This is a genomic window from Serratia sp. CY47444 (assembly GCF_052168635.1).
GTDB classification, from domain to species: Bacteria; Pseudomonadota; Gammaproteobacteria; order Enterobacterales; family Enterobacteriaceae; genus Serratia; species Serratia bockelmannii.
Window position 1 is genome coordinate 25,431 of sequence record NZ_JBJNMH010000020.1, and the last position, 15,917, is coordinate 41,347.

Sequence of the window (15,917 nt, forward strand, 5' to 3'; positions counted from 1 at the left end):
GAATACCCCGCCGCCTGCCCGGCGGCGGGGAAGAGGAGCCCTGTATGGACGCCAATCTGTTGCACGACATTATTTTCTACGTGATGTACGCCGCGTTGGCGATCGCGCTGGTGATCATCATCGAACGCACGCTGTACTTCGCCTATACCCAACGCCAGGCGCGCCGGCTGGAGCAGGCGCTGACGCCGGACGTACGCCGCGCCGCCGATCTGCCGGACGAGCTGACCCAGCGCAACAGCCTGCCGATGGCGGTGATCGCGCCGGTATTGGCGCAGAAGCACCGCGCCGGCGACCGCGAGGCGATCGGCGATCTGATCGACGCCCAGTACCTGCTGAGTAAGCCGCCGATGGCGCGCGGCCTGTGGCTGCTGGAAACCGTGGTCACCGCCGCGCCGCTGCTGGGGTTGCTCGGCACGGTGATGGGGATCATCGAAACCTTCAAGGCGCTGGCCGCCTCGGGAGTGTCCGAGCCGAGCCTGGTGTCGGCCGGGATGGGCACCGCGCTGTATGCCACGGGGCTGGGCATCGCCATCGCGCTGCTGTGCCTGGTCGCCAACAACTTCCTGCAGAGCCGCATGGAGCGCATCAACGAGCTGCTGAAAGTATTGCTGATCCGCGCCGGTCAGCCGGCCAGCCGCCCGGAGAACGGCAGCGGCGAACAATGGGTTGACAGCGGAGCGCCGCGCTATGCCTAATGGCCATCCAGTACGGCGGCCGCTCGGCCGCCTTTATACGGCATTGTGGGGCGGTTGTTTGTTGATGTTGAGCCAGAGCGCTGCGGCGCGTTTTGCTATTCCCGGCTATGAGCTGGTGTACACCGCGCCGGTGGAAACCGCGCTGCAGGCCGACGACCTGCGCAACACCGCCGAGGTGTGGCGCGAGATGTTCGACGCGGCGAAAACCCGCATCGACCTGGGGCAGTTTTACGTGGCGAATCAGGACGGTTCGCTGCTGGACGGTGTGCTGCAGCACCTGAAGGCGGCCGGTGAGCGCGGGGTGAAAATCCGCTTTTTGGTGGAAGAGAAGGGCATTCGCATTTCTACCGCCGAAACGCTGGAACAGCTGAAGGCGATCCCCAATCTGGAGCTGCGCATCATTCCTTACCAGAAGCTGAGCGGCGGCATCCTGCACGCCAAATATCTGCTGGTGGACGGCGAGCAGGCGTTTGTCGGCAGCCAGAATTTCGACTGGCGCGCGTTGGAGCATATTCACGAAACCGGGCTGCGCATCAGCGATGCTAAAGTGGTGGGGCAGATCCAGGCGATCTTCGAACAGGACTGGCGGGCGCAGGCGCTGCTGGCGCAGGATAAGCCGGTGCCGGCGTTGCCCGATTCGCCGCCGACGGCGCCGCCGCAGGGCAACTATCTGGTGGCCAGCCCGCGGGCCTACAACCCGGCGGGGGTGATTGACTCGCAGGCCGAGCTGCCGTGCTTGCTGGCCGGCGCCAAACGGCGGGTGCGGGTGCAGGTGATGGACTACGCGCCACTGTCGTTTGGCCCGGAGCGCAGTCGCCCCTTCTACGCGGTGATCGACAACGCGCTGCGCAGCGCGGCGGCGCGCGGCGTGCAGATCGAGCTGATGGTGGCCAACTGGAACACCAAAAAGCCGGATATCGCCTGGCTGAAGAGCCTGGCGCTGGTGCCGAACGTGCAGATCAAGGTGGTGACCATTCCGCCGGCCAGCAGCGGCTTCATTCCGTTTGCCCGCGTGATCCACAGCAAGCTGATGACCATCGACGATGAGATTGCCTGGGTGGGCACCAGCAACTGGACCGGCGGCTATCTGGACAACTCGCGCAATCTGGAGCTGGTGATGCACAGCGCGGCGATGAGCGGGCGGTTGGACCAGCTGTACCAACAGCTGTGGAACAGCGTCTACGCCGAACCGTTGCGGCTGGATTACGACTACCCGACACCCAAGCCGGGCGGTGGATCCTGATAATCAGGGCGCGGTTAACCTCCGCGCCCTGTGTTTTTTTACCGCCGCCAGCCGGCTTTCTCCAGCGCCGTCACCAGCTGTTCGGCGCTTAACCCTTCCGCCCGGTGGCCGTTGCCGCTGACGGTATTGGCCGCCAGCAGCGCATTGACGATCGCCTCTTCCACCGCTTCCGCCGTCGCGGCGAACAGCGCCGAAATGTAGTCGTTGTTCACCATGCGCAGCGGTGTGGTGAAATCGCCTTTATTGGCGTAGTCGGCGGGCGGCAGGCCGTCGTTGCCGGTGGCGAAGGCGATAAAGATATCGCCGCTCGAATCCTCGGTGCCGCCGCCGGTGCGGGCGATGCCGATGCTGGCGCGCTGCGCCAGCCGCGCGCACTGGTGCGGCAGCAGCGGCGCGTCGGTCGCCAGCGCCACCACGATGGAGCCCATGCCGGGATGCGGCAACTGCGGCGTGAACGGCGAGGGGAGATGCCCCAGATGCCGGCCCACCGGGTAACCGCCGACCAGCAACGACTCGCGCTTGCCGTGGTTGGCCTGCACGATGGCGCCCACCGTCCAGCCGCCCTGATCGGCGGGCAAGCGGCGCGACGCGGTGCCGCTGCCGCCTTTGAACTCATGGCAGATCATGCCGCTGCCGCCGCCGACCGCGCCTTCCTGCGGCAAGCCGCCTTGAGCCGCCTGCTGTGCCTGGCGCACGTGCTCAGCCTTGACGTGAAAGCCGTTGATGTCGTTGAGCAGGCCGTCGAAGGTTTCCATCACCACCGGCATATTCCAGTACACCGCATTGTCGCTCGCGGGCAGCGCTTCACGCTCCAGCGCGATCAGCGCATCGCGCACCACGCCCACGCTGTGGGTGTTGGTGAAGGCGATCGGGCTGGTCAGCAGGCCCGCTTCGCGTACCCATTCCAGGCCGGTGGCGTCGCCGTTGCCGTTCAGCACGTGCACGCCGGCAAAGCAGGGGGCGTGGCGGGCGGAGCCGGGGCGCGGTTCGATCACCGTCACGCCGGTGCGCACGCTGCGCCCGTCCGCTAAATCGGCATGAATGCTGGCATGGCCGACGCGCACGCCGGGCACGTCGGTGATGGCGTTCAGCGGGCCGGGCGTGCCCTGTCCGATGATGATGCCCAGATCCTGAGCGCGCTGCGTCATGGTTATTCTCCTTCTATTGAGGGGGCGGCCAAGGGCGCCGTCTGGCGGCCGCGCAGATGGTTTAGCGCCAGCCCGAAGCCGATGATGCCGGCAATGATAATAAAGTCTTTCAGGCTGCTGGCGATCAAAATCGTCCACAGCACGTACAGGCAGCACAGCAGTGCCACCACCACCGGCAACGGCCACAGCGGCATCAGGTACGGATGGTGGAAGTGGCGGCGACGGCGACTGATCAGCGCCGCCACCGCCATGATGATGTACACCAGCAGCAGCAGGATCACGGTGAACGAGGTCAGCGATTCGAGATCGGAGCAAAACGCCAGCAGCGCCGAGGGCACGCCGAACAGCAGGGTGGCGATCCAGGGGGTGCCGAAGCGCGGGTGGATGATTTTCAGCGCCCGGTTGAACGCCGGCAGCCAGAAGCCATCACGTCCGCTGGCGAACATCATGCGGCTGAACTGCGCCACGATGGCGATAATGGCGTTGAACACCGACAGATAGATTGCGCCACTCACCACCCGCGCCAGCGTCGGGCCGCCGAGCTGGGTGACCACGTAGCCGACCGGATCGGCCTGTTTGGCCATCTCCGCCAGCGACGGCGAGCCGATCAGCAGGGCGGTGAACGGCACCAGTTCCACCAGCACCACGATGACCAGCGTCAGCATGATCGCGACCGCCATCGGTTTGCCCTGCTCGCGCATATCTTCCGCCATGTACACCGCCGCGCCGTAGCCGTTGTAGGAGAACAGCGCGACCCCGACCATGGCGACGATCAGCGGCAGCGAAACCGGCGCCAGGCTGCCCTGCGCGTCCAGCATCACCGGCGCGGTGAGGATCTCCGTACTCTGATGCGGGTGGCTGAAGCCGAGCCAGGCGATCAGCGCCAGCACCGCCACTTCCACCACCAGAAAGGCGCCGGTCAGCAGGGCGTTGGCCTTGATGTTGAAAATGGCGCAGGCGCCGCCGATCAGCACGGTGATCATGCCGGCGGTGGAGGCGTCGAATGAGGTGCCCAGCGCGGTATTCAGGTAAGGCACCGCGCCGGTGGCCAGTACCGCCGGCACGAACAGCGAGGCGCTGAGGATAAACAGGTAGGTCTGCAACCCGCACAGGGTGCCGAACAGGCGCTTGATGATGCTGTATTCGCCGCCGGCGCTGGGGTGTGCGGCGCCGAGCTCGGCATAGCACAACGCGATGGCGGCGGCGACGCAGGCGGCGATCAGAAACGACAGAAAGGCGCCGCTGCCGGCGTTGGCGATCGCCAGCGGCGCGATAACGAAGATCGAACTGGCCGGCGTCACGCCGGACGCGGTGATCATCACCACGTCGAGGACGCTGAGATTGCCTTTGAAGGTGTGTTCAGGGGCGGACTCTTTCATGGGATAACGACTCCATTAACGTGTGAGTGAGTTATTGTTTTGCTGCACAGGCTGTACGCAGGAATCAAATGGAGCGCGCTAAATGCCGGGGAGCGTTGCTCCCCGGAAGTTTATTGTTCTTATGTGTTACCCCTGCCCCGACGGGAAGCTGAAGCTGGCGCGGCGGGCATCGCCGGAGGCCGGCCAGCGCTGGGTCACGGTCTTGCGTTTGGTGTAGAACCTGACGGCGTCCGGGCCGTAGGCGTGCAGATCGCCAAACAGCGAGCGCTTCCAGCCGCCGAACGAGTGGTAGGCCACCGGCACCGGCAGCGCCACGTTGATCCCCACCATGCCGACCTGAATGCGGCTGGAAAAGTAGTGCGCCGCTTCGCCGTCGCGGGTGAACAGGCAGGTGCCGTTGCCGTATTCGTGTGCGTCGATCATGGCCATCGCCTCCGGCAGCGATGCCGCGCGCACCACGCCGAGCACCGGGCCGAAGATCTCTTCCTGATAGATGCGCATGCCGGGCGTCACGCGATCGAACAGCGTCGGGCCGAGGAAATACCCCTGGCTGGGGCGGCCGTCGGCGCCGATCACGCTCAGTTCGCGGCCGTCCACCAGCAGCTCGGCGCCTTCGGCCACGCCCTGATCGATATAGCCTTTTACCTTCTGATAATGCTGTTGGGTCACCAGCGGCCCCATGTCGTTGCGGCTGTCGCTGCCGGGGCCGACGCGCATGGCGGCCATCTGTTGCCGCAGCCCGGCGATCAGCGCGTCGGCGGTGCCGTCGCCCACCGCCACCACCAGCGGGATGGCCATGCAGCGCTGGCCGCAGGAGCCGAAGGCGGCACCCATCAGCGCGCCGACCGCGCCGGAGATGTCGGCGTCCGGCAGCACCACCGCGTGGTTTTTGGCGCCGCCCAACGCCTGCACCCGTTTGTTCTGCGCGCAGCCGGTGTGATAGATGTGTTCCGCCACCGGCGTCGAACCGACGAAGCTGATCGCTTTGACGCGCCCGTCATGCAGCAGCGTCTCCACCGCTTCACGATCGCCGTTGACCACGTTGAGCACCCCCGGTGGCAGCCCGGCCTCCGCCGCCAGCCGGGCGATATACAGCGCGGCGGAAGGCACGCGCTCGGAAGGCTTCAGCACGAAGGTATTGCCGCAGGCGACCGCCATTGGCCACATCCACAGCGGCACCATCGCCGGGAAGTTGAACGGGGTGATGCCCGCCACCACCCCCAGCGGCTGAAACTCGCTCCAGCTGTCGATGCCCGGGCCTGCCTCTTTGCTGTGTTCGCCCTTCAGCAGTTCCGGCACATAGCTGGCGTATTCGATATTCTCAATGCCGCGCTGCAGTTCGCCCAGGGCGTCGCTGAGCACTTTGCCGTGCTCGGCGGTGATCAATTGGCAGACGGCGTCGGCATGTTGCTCCAGCAGATCCTTGAGCTTCATCATGATGCGCGCGCGCTTCAGCGGCGGGGTATCGCGCCAGGCGGGATAGGCCTGTTCGGCGGCGGCGATGGCGCGCTCCACCGTGGCGCGGTCGGCCAGCTGCACCTCCTGCGCCGATTGGCCGGTGGCCGGGTCGTAAACCGGCTGGCTGCGTTCGCCCCCGGCGGCGGGCTCGCCGTTGATCCAATGGGTGATGGTCATGGTTCTCTCCTTATTCGGTGGCGTTGAGGGCGTCGCCCACGGCGTTGATCAGCGCATCGATCTGCGCTTCGCTGCTGATGAATGGCGGCGCCAGCTGCAGGGTGTCGCCGCCGTAGCGCACGTAAAATCCGCTTTCCCAGCAGCGCATCGCCGCCTCGAAGGGACGCCGCGCCGGTTCGCCCGGCCGCGCCGCCAGCGTAATGCCGGCCGCCAGGCCGATGTTGCGAATGTCGGCGACGTGTTTGGCTCCCTGCAGGCTGTGCACCGCGCGCTCGAAGTAGGGCGCCAGCGCCTGTACGCGCTCCACCATCTGTTCGCGCTGCAGGATGTCCAGCGTCGCCAGCGCGACCGCGCAGCTGACCGGGTGGGCGGAGTAGGTGTAGCCGTGCGGGAATTCGAGCTGGTAGTCCGGCTCGCCGCCGTTCATGAAGGTGTGGTAGATCTCCGGCCGCACCACCACCGCGCCCATCGGCTGCGCGCCGTTGGTCACCTGTTTGGCGATGTTCATGATGTCCGGCGTGACGCCGAACGCCTCGGCGCCGGTCATCGCGCCGCAGCGGCCGAAGGCGGTGATCACTTCGTCGAAGATCAGCAGGATGTCATGCTGGGTACAGATTTCGCGCAGGCGCTGCAGGTAGCCGACCGGCGGCACGATCACCCCGGCGGAGCCGGAGAAGGGTTCGACGATCACCGCGGCGATCGTTGAGGCGTCGCGCAGCGCGATGATGCGGTTGAGCTCTTCCGCCAGCTCCGCCCCCTGTTGCGGCATGCCGCGCGAAAAGGCGTTGCCGGCCAGCAGGGTGTGCGGCAGGTGGTCCGCCTCGGCGCCGGCGCCGAACGTCTTGCGGTTGCCGGCGATGCCGCCGACCGAGATACCGCCGAAGTTAACGCCGTGATAGCCCTTTTCCCGGCCGATAAAGCAGGTTTTGCCTGCCTGGCCTTTGGCGCGCCAGTAAGCGCGCGCCATTTTCAGCGAGGTGTCCGCCGCTTCCGATCCTGAGCCGGTGAAGAACACGTAATCCAGCCCCACCGGCGTCAGTGCCTTGATCTTGTTGGCCAGTTCGAACGACAGCGGGTGGCCGAACTGAAACGCCGGCGAGTAATCCAGCGTCGCCAGCTGGCGCTGGGCGGCGTCGGTGATTTCCTGCCGGCCGTGCCCCAATCCGCAACACCATAATCCGGACAGGCCGTCGAAAATCTTTCTGCCGTCATGGCTGGTGTAATACGCCTCCGCGGCTTGAGTAATGATGCGCGGCTGCGCTTTAAAATTACGGTTACCGGTAAAAGGCATCCAATGGGCCTCTAACCCTTCGGCATCGAGACTATTTAGCGGGTGATTTTCAGCGGCCATGTTTTCCTCCGAACAGGAAAATAAGAGCGATTAATGAAATAAACCGATTTGTTAACGAATTGTTGTGCGAAATTGACTATGTACCGCTTGTTCTCTACTGTGAATAATCATATGTCGAAACTTACTTAAGGTTTTATGCAAGTAAAAAAGCGCGCGCTGTTAGGGCAATTGTCGGATATGGATCTGCGTTTGCTGCGGGTATTCAAGGCCGTGGTCGACTGCGGCGGCATGAGCGCCGCCGAATTGGAACTGAACATCAGCCTGTCGACCATCAGCAAACACATCAAGGATCTGGAGCAGCGGCTGGGCCTGACGCTGTGCCAGCGCGGGCGCGAGGGCTTTGCAGTCACCGACGAGGGACTGTTGATCTACCAGGAAACGGTCAACCTGCTGGCGGCCACCGAGGCGTTCCGGCGCGGGGTGGACGAGGTGCACCAGCGCATGGGCGGGCAGCTGCACGTGGCGATATTCGACCATACGGTCAGTAATCCGCAGGCGCAGATCGGCCGGGCCATCGCGTTATTCAGCGAGCGTGCGCCGGAGGTTTCTTTGCAAATGTACGTGGAGCCGATTAATACCATTGAACGCGGCGTCATTGACGGGCAATTTCAGGTTGGTGTTATTCCCATGCACCGCAGCGCGGAAAGTTTATCTTATCATTCGTTATTCAGTGAGAGGATGTTCTTATATTGCGGCGCGCAGCATGAATTATTTTCCGGCCCCCATGAAACATTAAATTGGGATCTGCTGCACAATTATGCCTTCGCCGGATTAGGCTATCATTCGCCGAATATGGAACTGAGCCTGCAGCAACATTTGCATCGCAAGGCGACGGGGTTCGCGCAGGAGTCGATCGCCACGCTGATCCTGTCCGGCAAATACGTCGGCTTTTTGCCGGATCACTATGCGGCGTTTTTCGTGGCGCAGAATATGATGCGGGCGATCAAACCGGCGCTGTTCCGCTATCACTGCGAATATTCCAGCGTGCTGCGCCGCTCGCCGGTGCCACAGCGGGTGGTGAAGCTGTTCCATGAGTGCCTGCTGGCGGCCCACGGAACAGCGTGACGCTTACTGCTCTTTCTTCTTGCCGAAGATCCTGATCAGCGCGCCGACCAGGATGCCGACCGCGATGCCGGCGAAGATCCAGCCGATGATGCCCATTTTCTTAACTCCTGCTAGTGCGTTGATCTGATTATATAATCATTCGACGCGAAACGCCTCTTCGATCATCCGTTGCCGCTGCGCCGGCGCATAGTCGATCCAGGAATTCTTGCTGTTGGATTTCTCCAGAGCGACCGCCAATTCCTGGCCGGAAATCGGCAAATCGTCCTGCCAGAACGGCGCAATGGTGTGGCGGGTGATGAAATCGGTCAGGTAGCTCTCCGGGCTGCCCTGCCAGTGCGGGTACAGGCGCGCGGCCAGCTCGGCCATCAGTGCGCGTTGCTGCGGCTGCTCGCTGCTCTCCAGCAGGGCGAGGAACGGCAGCAGCAGGCGGCCGCAGACCTGGCCGTGGTGGTAGTCGCGCAGCGCGCCGATCTCGCCGGCGATGCCGTGGATCACCCCCAGCCCGGCGGCGCTCAGCGTCAGCCCCCCGAGGTACGAAGCTTGCATAATCGCTTCGCGCGCCGCATCGCTGCGGTTGAGCGCCGGCCAGGCGGCGAGGAAGTGGCGTATGCCGTTCAGCGACATGTCGCGCGTCATGGCGCCGGCGGTTTTCGACAGATAGGCCTCGAACAGGTGGGTGAAGGCGTCGATGGCGCAGTAGGCCAATACTTTGTCCGGCGCGCCCGCCAGCAGCTGCGGATCGAGAATGGCGGTGTGCGGCACGAAGTTATTGTGGCGCAGCGAGGCCTTCACTTTGCTGACCTGGGTATCGGTGATCACCGCGTTCTGCGTCACCTCGCTGCCGGTGCCGGCGGTGGTGGGAATGGCGATCAGCAGCAGGGTGGCGCCGCTGATTTTGCTGTCGCCGACTTTTTCCATATAGCGCAGCGTCGGCAGCGGATGCTCCACCAGCGCGGAGAACGCCTTGGCGGCGTCCAGGACGCTGCCGCCGCCGATGGCCACCACGCGCCGCGCCTGGCCGCGCCAGCGCGCCACCCAGGCGTCTATTTCCTGCGGCGACGCCTCGTGGCTGACGATCTCCGTGCCGATAAGCAGCGGCGTCAGCGATTCGCGCAGGCCGGCGTACACCGGGCCGTTGAGAAAAGATCGGCAGCTGAACAGCAGCGTCGGCTGCGGATCGGCAAGCAGCAGCGGCGGCAGTTGCTGGATGCTGCCGTGGCCGAACCAGGTCTGGCGGTTGGCGATGATGTGGCTGACGGACATGAGGTCTCCTTGACGACGTTGCAGAGCGCGATGCCACAGCATAAGCCAGCGGGCGCGGAGCGGCCACCGCTTTCCCCGCCGCGGCAACCTGTGAGTTGTTTAACATGTAAACGATCGCGCTCTTGCATTTCGGCGCTGCGGATGCTTTTTTTAACAGTACCGGCCTTCATGCGGCCAACACCATCCGAAATCGGTAGATTGTTAATGTATTAATAATGGCGAGGCGGGTATGGAAATTCAGGTTGAACGCTTGTCTGCGGTGATCGATGCGGTGGCCAGCCCACGCTTTTATCCCAGCCTGTTGAGCTGGCTGGAAGGGTTTTTCGCCTTCGACAACGCCATCGTCTATGCCTTCGAACGCGGCCGGCCGCCGCGCTGCCTGATTAAAACCGAGCGGGAAAACAGCGATGCGGTCAACCAGATCTACCAACAGGGCGCCTACCTGCAGGATCCGTTTTACCGCGCGCTGAGCGACGGCGGCGAAGGCGAGGTGCTCACGCTGCGCCAGCTGGCGCCCTGCGGGTTTTATCACAGCGATTATTACCGTAATTTTTATCGCAAGACCGGCTGGCACGACGAGGCCGGCGTGCTACTGCAGCTGACGCCGGAGCGCGGGCTGGGGGTGTTCTTCGGCTCGGCGCGCCGCACGGTGACGGTACGCTATCCGCAGCGGGCGGATCTGCGCAGTGCGCTGACGCTGGTGAAAAGCGTGGCGCGGCTGCACGGTGAGGTGGTGGCGGCGCCGGCCGAGGCCGCGACGGTGAACAACGACGGCGGGCAGGCGCGTTATCTGCTGACGCCGCGCGAGCGCGAGATCGTCGATCTGATCCTCGCCGGCTGCGGTTCGCAGCAGATTGCCGACCGGCTGTTCATCAGCCTCGGCACGGTAAAAAATCACCGCAAGAACATCTACGGCAAGCTGAACATCGGCTCGCAGGCCGAGTTGTTTAGCCTGCTGCTGACCGCCCCGCAGCGGCGCAGCGCGTGAATGTTAATTTTTTGTAGCGAATGTCCCTAAGGGGACATAGCGAACGATCCCACTGCTCCCGATAATCCGATGTCATGGCATAGGCAATCGGGAGTGCGGCAGTGAACAACGAAATCGAGTCCTTAACCTACTACGCGGCGACCAAAAAATACGATCTGCGCTTCCCGACGCTGGAAGAGGATCTGGACGTCGACGTGGTGATCATCGGCGGCGGCTTCTCCGGCATCAACACCGCGCTGGAGCTGGCGGAGAAGGGCATCACCAACATCGCCATTCTCGAAGGCCGCTATCTGGGTTACGGCGGCACCGGACGCAACGGCGGCCAGGTGATGGCCGGCATCGGCCACGATCTGGAGAAGATCAAGCGCCACGTTGGCCCGGCCGGGCTGGAAACCATCTTCAAAATCAGTAACCTCGGCGCCGGCATTATCCGCGAGCGCATCAAGAAATATGACATCGACGCCGACTTCTGCTTCGGCTACGGCTATCTCGGCAGCAACGCACGCCAGGAGAAGACCCTGCGCGGCTGGCTGAAGGAGTTCAAGGCGGTAGCGCCGCAGGAGGAGATTGAGCTCTACACCGGGGCGGAGGTGAAGCAGGTGGTGGGCTCCGACGCCTACACCTGCGCGCTGAAACACATGGGCGGCGGCCACGTGCATTCGCTTAACCTGTTGCTGGGCGAGGCCAAGGCGCTGAGCGGCTACGGGGTGAAAATCTTCGAGAACAGCAGCGTGCTCAACGTGGAGTATGGCCCGCGCATCACGGTGCGCACCGCCATGGGCTCTGTGCGCGCCAACAAGATGCTGTGGGCCTGCAACGGCTTTCTCAACGGCATGGAGCCGCAGATCTACCGCAAGACCATCAATACCTACGCCTTCCAGCTGGCCACCGAGCCGCTGTCTGACGATCTGATCCGTCAGATCAGCCCGATCCGCGGCGCCTACAGCGACATCCGCCCGGTGATCGATTATTACCGGGTGACCAACGAGAACCGGCTGCTGTTCGGCAGCGCCACCCGCCTGATCGAATATTTCCCATCGGATCTCAAGGCCTGGAACCGCAACCTGATGCTGAAGGTGTTCCCGTACCTGAAAGACGTGAAGATCGATCTGGCCTGGGGCGGCCCGCTGTGCTGTAGCGCCAACCTGTTCCCGCAGATCGGCACGCTGCCGGATCGCGACAACGTGTTTTACGTGCAGGGCTACTCCGGCTTCGGCGTGACGCCGAGCCACATCGTGTGCAAGGTGCTGGCGGAGGGCATGAGCGAAGGATCCGATCGGTACGATCTGATGAGCTCGATCCCGCACGTCAACATCTTCGGCAAGGACAAGCTGCGGCGGGTGATGACCACCGCCGGTAAGGTTTGGCACCAGACATCCGGCTACTGGAAAGGCCGCCGTTAACCCTCAGAGGAGAATCTCATGAAACCGTTATTGCTTAAACAACCGCTGCCAGAACTGCTGGAGATCGGCAGCGTCAGCAACCTGGGCGCCACGGTGATCGCCGGCACGCCAAACGTCGGCGTGGCCAGCATCTTCGGCGAACCGACCGACAACCTGAACTGCGGCGTGTTCAGCTGCACCCGCGGCAGCTTCGTGATGGAGTATCCGTTCGCCGAGCACGCTACGGTGTGGGAAGGCAGCGCGACCCTGACCAACGAACGCACCGGCGAATCGGTGCAGTATCAGGCCGGCGATTCCTGGTTCGTCGAGAAAGGCACCCCGGTGCGCTGGGACATCACCTCGGATCGCTTCGTCAAACACTACCTCGCCATCGTCGAAGGCTGACGCCGTCATGCCCCCCTCAGCAGGCTGAATGCCGAGGGGGAGCGCCTTAGCCTAACGTCCGCGTAATAAAATCAGTCACCCGCTTGAGGATCTGATCCTTATTGGTTTCGTTAAAGCTCTCGTGCCGCCCGCCCGCATTGATCATCCGTTCGAAATCGTCGCCGCGCAGACGATTGAGCGCGGTTTGCGTTTCGCTCATCAGCACCAGCCGATCGTCGTCGCCATGGATCCACAGCGTGGGCAGCGCGCCGAAGCCCGGCCCGGCGTTGATGGCGGCGAGGATCCGCTGCATGGCGCGCAGGGTGGGACGCTTGAACGGCCCGTGCCACACCAGCGGATCTTCCTGATACGCCGCGCCAACCGCCGGATCGCGCGCCAGGGTCGCGGTATCCAGCGGCGCGTCGGGGATCGTCGGCAGTTCAGCCAGATCGGAAATCGCCGTTCTGTCGCCGAGCAGCGGGCCGGACAGCACCAGCGCGCGTACCTCCTCGCCATGGCGCTGCACGTAGCGGGTGGCGATCATGCCGCCCATCGAGTGGCCGATCACCACCAGCGGCAAGGTGGGGTATTGCTGCCGGAAATGGCTGACCACGCGCTGCACGTCGTCGACCACGGCGTCATAATCTTCGATCAGCACGCGCTCGCCCTGCGACAGGCCGTGGCCGAGATGGTCGGGGCCGAACACCCGCGCGCCCTGCGCCTGCAGCGTGCGCGCCACGTATTGATAGCGGCCGAGGTGCTCGCCGTAGCCGTGCACCAGCAGCGCCAGATAGCGCGGCTTGTCGTTTCCCCAGTCGTGCACGGCGATGTCGCCGTGACGGCCTTTGATAAAGCTGACGGTTTGTTCGGACATGTTATTGTTCTCATGGTGGTAGGGTTGCCTTTCAGCGTAGCGGCTGGCGGCGAGGTTGTCAGGGGCGCCGGGTGCGGCGCCCGCAGAGAGGGGGATTACAGGCCGAACTGGCGCGCCAACGCGTCGAGCGCTTCGCGCTGGAAGCGGTTGAAGGCGTCGCGCGGCTGCTGTTGCTGGATGAACGCCAGCAGCGGATCCTGCACTTCAGTGCGCACGCCGCTTAGCTGTTCCATCACCGCCAACCCGCAGAACGGCACGTAGGATTCGGCGTAGCCGCCTTCATGCACCATCACCAGTTTGCCGCCGCACAGCCGGTCGGCGGCGTCCTGCACCAGCGCGGTCATGGCACGGAAGCTGTCGCTGTGCAGCTGCATGCGCGCCAGCGGATCGAGGGCGTTAGCGTCGTAACCGCAGGCGACAATGATCAGCTCCGGCTCGAATTTTTCCAGCGCCGGGATGATGATGCGCCGCATGGCGTGCAGGTAGCCGTCGTCGCCGGCGCCGGCCAGCATCGGCACGTTAACGTTGCAGCCCGCCCCGGCGCCCTCGCCGCGATCCTGCTCGCCGGAATAGCCCGCCGGGAAGCAACCGTCCTGATGCAGCGACAGCGTCAGCACGTCGCCGCGCTGCCAATAGATGTGCTGGGTGCCGTTGCCGTGGTGCACGTCCCAGTCGAGCACCGCGACTTTGCCGAGGCCGTAGCGGGCCTTGGCGCGCTCGATGGCAATGGGAATATTGGCCAGGAAGCAGAAGCCCATCGATTGATCCGGCAGGCAGTGGTGGCCCGGCGGGCGCGACAGCGCATAGGCATTATCCAGCTCGCCCTGCAGCACCGCCTCCACCGCCGCGCAGGCCAGCCCGGCGGAGAGTTTGGCGATTTCATAGCTGCCCGGCCCCAGCGGCGCTTCCTCCCCCAGCAGGCCGCCGCCGCTGTCGCTCACCTGTTTGAAGCGCTGCAGGTAGTGGGCGGGGTGGATGCGCAGCAGGTCTTCTTCCGTCGCCGGTTCGGCGCTCAGCAGGGTGAGCTGGCGCGACAGGCCGGATACGTCCATCAGGTTCTTCATACGCCGTTTGGTTTCCGGCGATTCGGCATGGCCGGCGCCCGAGGGCGGTTGCACCCAGCCGCCGACCGGCAGGGTGGTGGCGTGCAGGCCGGTGCTGTGCCAGAAACAGCGTTCATCAAACAAGAAACCGGTTGTTCTTTTCACCTTTCTCCTCCTGTTATACGGCGCGGTGCGCGCGGTGAAGCCAGCGAAATCAACAGCAGCGACAGCAGCGCGCAGCCCAGCGCGCCAAACAGCAAGGCGTTGAAACCGCCGGAAGATTCGATCAGAGAGCCGGCCAGCGTCGGGCCGATGGCCATGCCGCCGCCGATCACCAGGTTGATGCCGTTCATCAGCTTGCCGTCGTTATCCAGCCCGGCGACCCGCGCCAGAATGAACGGCAGCACGAAGGTCCAGGTGAATTTGAACAGCAGGGCGGCCAGGGCGAAGCGCAGGAGCAGGGGCTGGCCCGTCAGCAGCGCCACGCTGGCCAGCAGCAGGGCGTACCCCAGCACGATCAGGCGTCCGCCGCCGAAGCGCGCGCCGATCAGCGCCGCGGCCCCCGCGCCGACGATGCCGAGCAAGGTGGCGACGGCCAGCACCTGGCCGCTGTGGGCCGGCGACAGCCCGGCGCCGGCGGCGATGCCGCCGATAAAGGTCCAGACCGCGCTCAGGCTGATGTAAAAGGTCAGCACCGCCAGCACGGCGCACAGCTTGCGCGCCAGCGAGGCGGCGGGGCCGCTGCGGGCGGTGCGGGCGGCGGTGAAACCGTTGGGGAACGCCGGGATGAGCGGCAGGCAGCACAGCATGATGGCGGCCAAAATCAGGTAGACCGCCATCAGGCCGAAGTGCGCAAACAGCGGTGGCAGCACCAGCAGCCCGACCGCGCCCAGCACCAGCTGGCCGAGCACCCAGAAGGCATAGACGCGGCTGGGATTGGCGGTGCCGGCAGCGCAGGTGATGCACAGGATCATCAGGGTGCCGCCCGCCAGCGAGGCGATAAAGCGCAGCGGTAGCAGCAAGGTAAAATCTTGCACCAGCGCCGAAGCCAGGTTGCCGGCGATAAACACCAGCGCCGACAGCGTAGCGACCCGCCGCCAGTTGATGCGCCCGATCCACCACCACGCCGGCAGCGTGGCCAGGCTCATGGCGCCGAGTTCGGTGGAGAACAGGTGGCCGATCTGCGCCGGGCCGAGCTGCCACTGAGTAGCGAGCTGGGCGGCCACGGCGGGGGCGGTCATCAGAATGCCCGGCGCGATGGCGGCGAAGACGATAATGGCGGTCAACAGCCGCGGCGGGCAGGGGAGCGCCGCGCCGACGGCGGGCGCGGAAACCGAATCACTGGACATAAACCTTTTCCCCAAGCGTTGAGTGACGATGAAATATCCCGCCCGGCCCGATTGCGGGCAGGGGGAGGCCGCGCCATAAATGGCGAATACGTTTTGGCGTTATTTTCCGGCCGTCGGC

General features: G+C 64.5%; 14 protein-coding genes. 6 read left to right on the forward strand and 8 right to left on the reverse strand.

What is annotated here, in order from left to right; genetic code table 11:
• Positions 1-44: 44 nt before the first annotated feature.
• Positions 45-695 (forward strand): MotA/TolQ/ExbB proton channel family protein, encoded by a 651-nt coding sequence (locus ACJ8IL_RS20940; RefSeq protein WP_147823090.1) that lies wholly within the window; start codon positions 45-47, stop codon positions 693-695.
• Positions 688-1,938: a phospholipase D-like domain-containing protein gene (locus ACJ8IL_RS20945; protein ID WP_442516808.1), complete on the forward strand. Its 1,251-nt coding sequence runs from the start codon at positions 688-690 to the stop codon at positions 1,936-1,938. The genes ACJ8IL_RS20940 and ACJ8IL_RS20945 overlap by 8 nt, the downstream gene beginning before the upstream one ends.
• Positions 1,939-1,976: 38 nt before the next feature.
• Here the strand turns inward: ACJ8IL_RS20945 and ACJ8IL_RS20950 are convergent, their stop codons facing one another.
• The 4 genes from ACJ8IL_RS20950 to ACJ8IL_RS20965 all read right to left on the reverse strand — a co-directional run bounded on the left by ACJ8IL_RS20950 (position 1,977) and on the right by ACJ8IL_RS20965 (position 7,451).
• Positions 1,977-3,086, reverse strand: coding sequence for a DmpA family aminopeptidase (locus ACJ8IL_RS20950; protein ID WP_442516809.1), 1,110 nt, complete (start codon positions 3,084-3,086; stop codon positions 1,977-1,979).
• A gap of 2 nt (positions 3,087-3,088) precedes the next feature.
• Positions 3,089-4,465 (reverse strand): APC family permease, encoded by a 1,377-nt coding sequence (locus tag ACJ8IL_RS20955; protein ID WP_442516810.1) that lies wholly within the window; start codon positions 4,463-4,465, stop codon positions 3,089-3,091.
• Positions 4,466-4,591: 126 nt separating this feature from the next.
• Positions 4,592-6,100: a CoA-acylating methylmalonate-semialdehyde dehydrogenase gene (locus ACJ8IL_RS20960; protein WP_442516811.1), complete on the reverse strand. Its 1,509-nt coding sequence runs from the start codon at positions 6,098-6,100 to the stop codon at positions 4,592-4,594.
• Between the two features lie 10 nt (positions 6,101-6,110).
• Entirely contained in the window at positions 6,111-7,451 is a 1,341-nt protein-coding gene (locus ACJ8IL_RS20965; protein ID WP_442516812.1) for an aspartate aminotransferase family protein, read from the reverse strand.
• A 135-nt stretch (positions 7,452-7,586) separates the two neighbouring features.
• Here ACJ8IL_RS20965 and ACJ8IL_RS20970 point away from each other — a divergent pair, with 135 nt between their 5' ends.
• Positions 7,587-8,516 (forward strand): LysR family transcriptional regulator, encoded by a 930-nt coding sequence (locus ACJ8IL_RS20970; RefSeq protein ID WP_025305173.1) that lies wholly within the window; start codon positions 7,587-7,589, stop codon positions 8,514-8,516.
• A gap of 135 nt (positions 8,517-8,651) precedes the next feature.
• On the opposite strand, the gene ACJ8IL_RS20975 is transcribed toward ACJ8IL_RS20970, so the two are convergent.
• Entirely contained in the window at positions 8,652-9,779 is a 1,128-nt protein-coding gene (locus ACJ8IL_RS20975) for an iron-containing alcohol dehydrogenase (RefSeq protein WP_442516813.1), read from the reverse strand.
• 229 nt (positions 9,780-10,008) lie between these two features.
• Between ACJ8IL_RS20975 and ACJ8IL_RS20980 the strand changes: the two genes are divergently transcribed.
• The 3 genes from ACJ8IL_RS20980 to ACJ8IL_RS20990 all read left to right on the forward strand — a co-directional run bounded on the left by ACJ8IL_RS20980 (position 10,009) and on the right by ACJ8IL_RS20990 (position 12,554).
• Positions 10,009-10,767: a helix-turn-helix transcriptional regulator gene (locus ACJ8IL_RS20980; RefSeq protein WP_147823084.1), complete on the forward strand. Its 759-nt coding sequence runs from the start codon at positions 10,009-10,011 to the stop codon at positions 10,765-10,767.
• Between the two features lie 101 nt (positions 10,768-10,868).
• Entirely contained in the window at positions 10,869-12,170 is a 1,302-nt protein-coding gene (locus tag ACJ8IL_RS20985; protein ID WP_033636959.1) for an NAD(P)/FAD-dependent oxidoreductase, read from the forward strand.
• Between the two features lie 18 nt (positions 12,171-12,188).
• Entirely contained in the window at positions 12,189-12,554 is a 366-nt protein-coding gene (locus ACJ8IL_RS20990; protein WP_015376517.1) for a cupin domain-containing protein, read from the forward strand.
• A 46-nt stretch (positions 12,555-12,600) separates the two neighbouring features.
• On the opposite strand, the gene ACJ8IL_RS20995 is transcribed toward ACJ8IL_RS20990, so the two are convergent.
• The 3 genes from ACJ8IL_RS20995 to ACJ8IL_RS21005 form a co-directional block, all read right to left on the reverse strand.
• Entirely contained in the window at positions 12,601-13,407 is an 807-nt protein-coding gene (locus tag ACJ8IL_RS20995) for an alpha/beta hydrolase (RefSeq protein WP_442516814.1), read from the reverse strand.
• A 95-nt stretch (positions 13,408-13,502) separates the two neighbouring features.
• Complete coding sequence (locus tag ACJ8IL_RS21000) at positions 13,503-14,615, reverse strand: class II histone deacetylase (RefSeq protein ID WP_167324818.1); 1,113 nt, start codon at positions 14,613-14,615, stop codon at positions 13,503-13,505.
• Positions 14,612-15,799, reverse strand: a complete 1,188-nt coding sequence (locus ACJ8IL_RS21005) for an MFS transporter (RefSeq protein WP_043136167.1) — start codon at positions 15,797-15,799, stop codon at positions 14,612-14,614. Before ACJ8IL_RS21005 ends, ACJ8IL_RS21000 begins: the two co-directional genes overlap by 4 nt.
• Positions 15,800-15,917 lie beyond the last annotated feature (118 nt).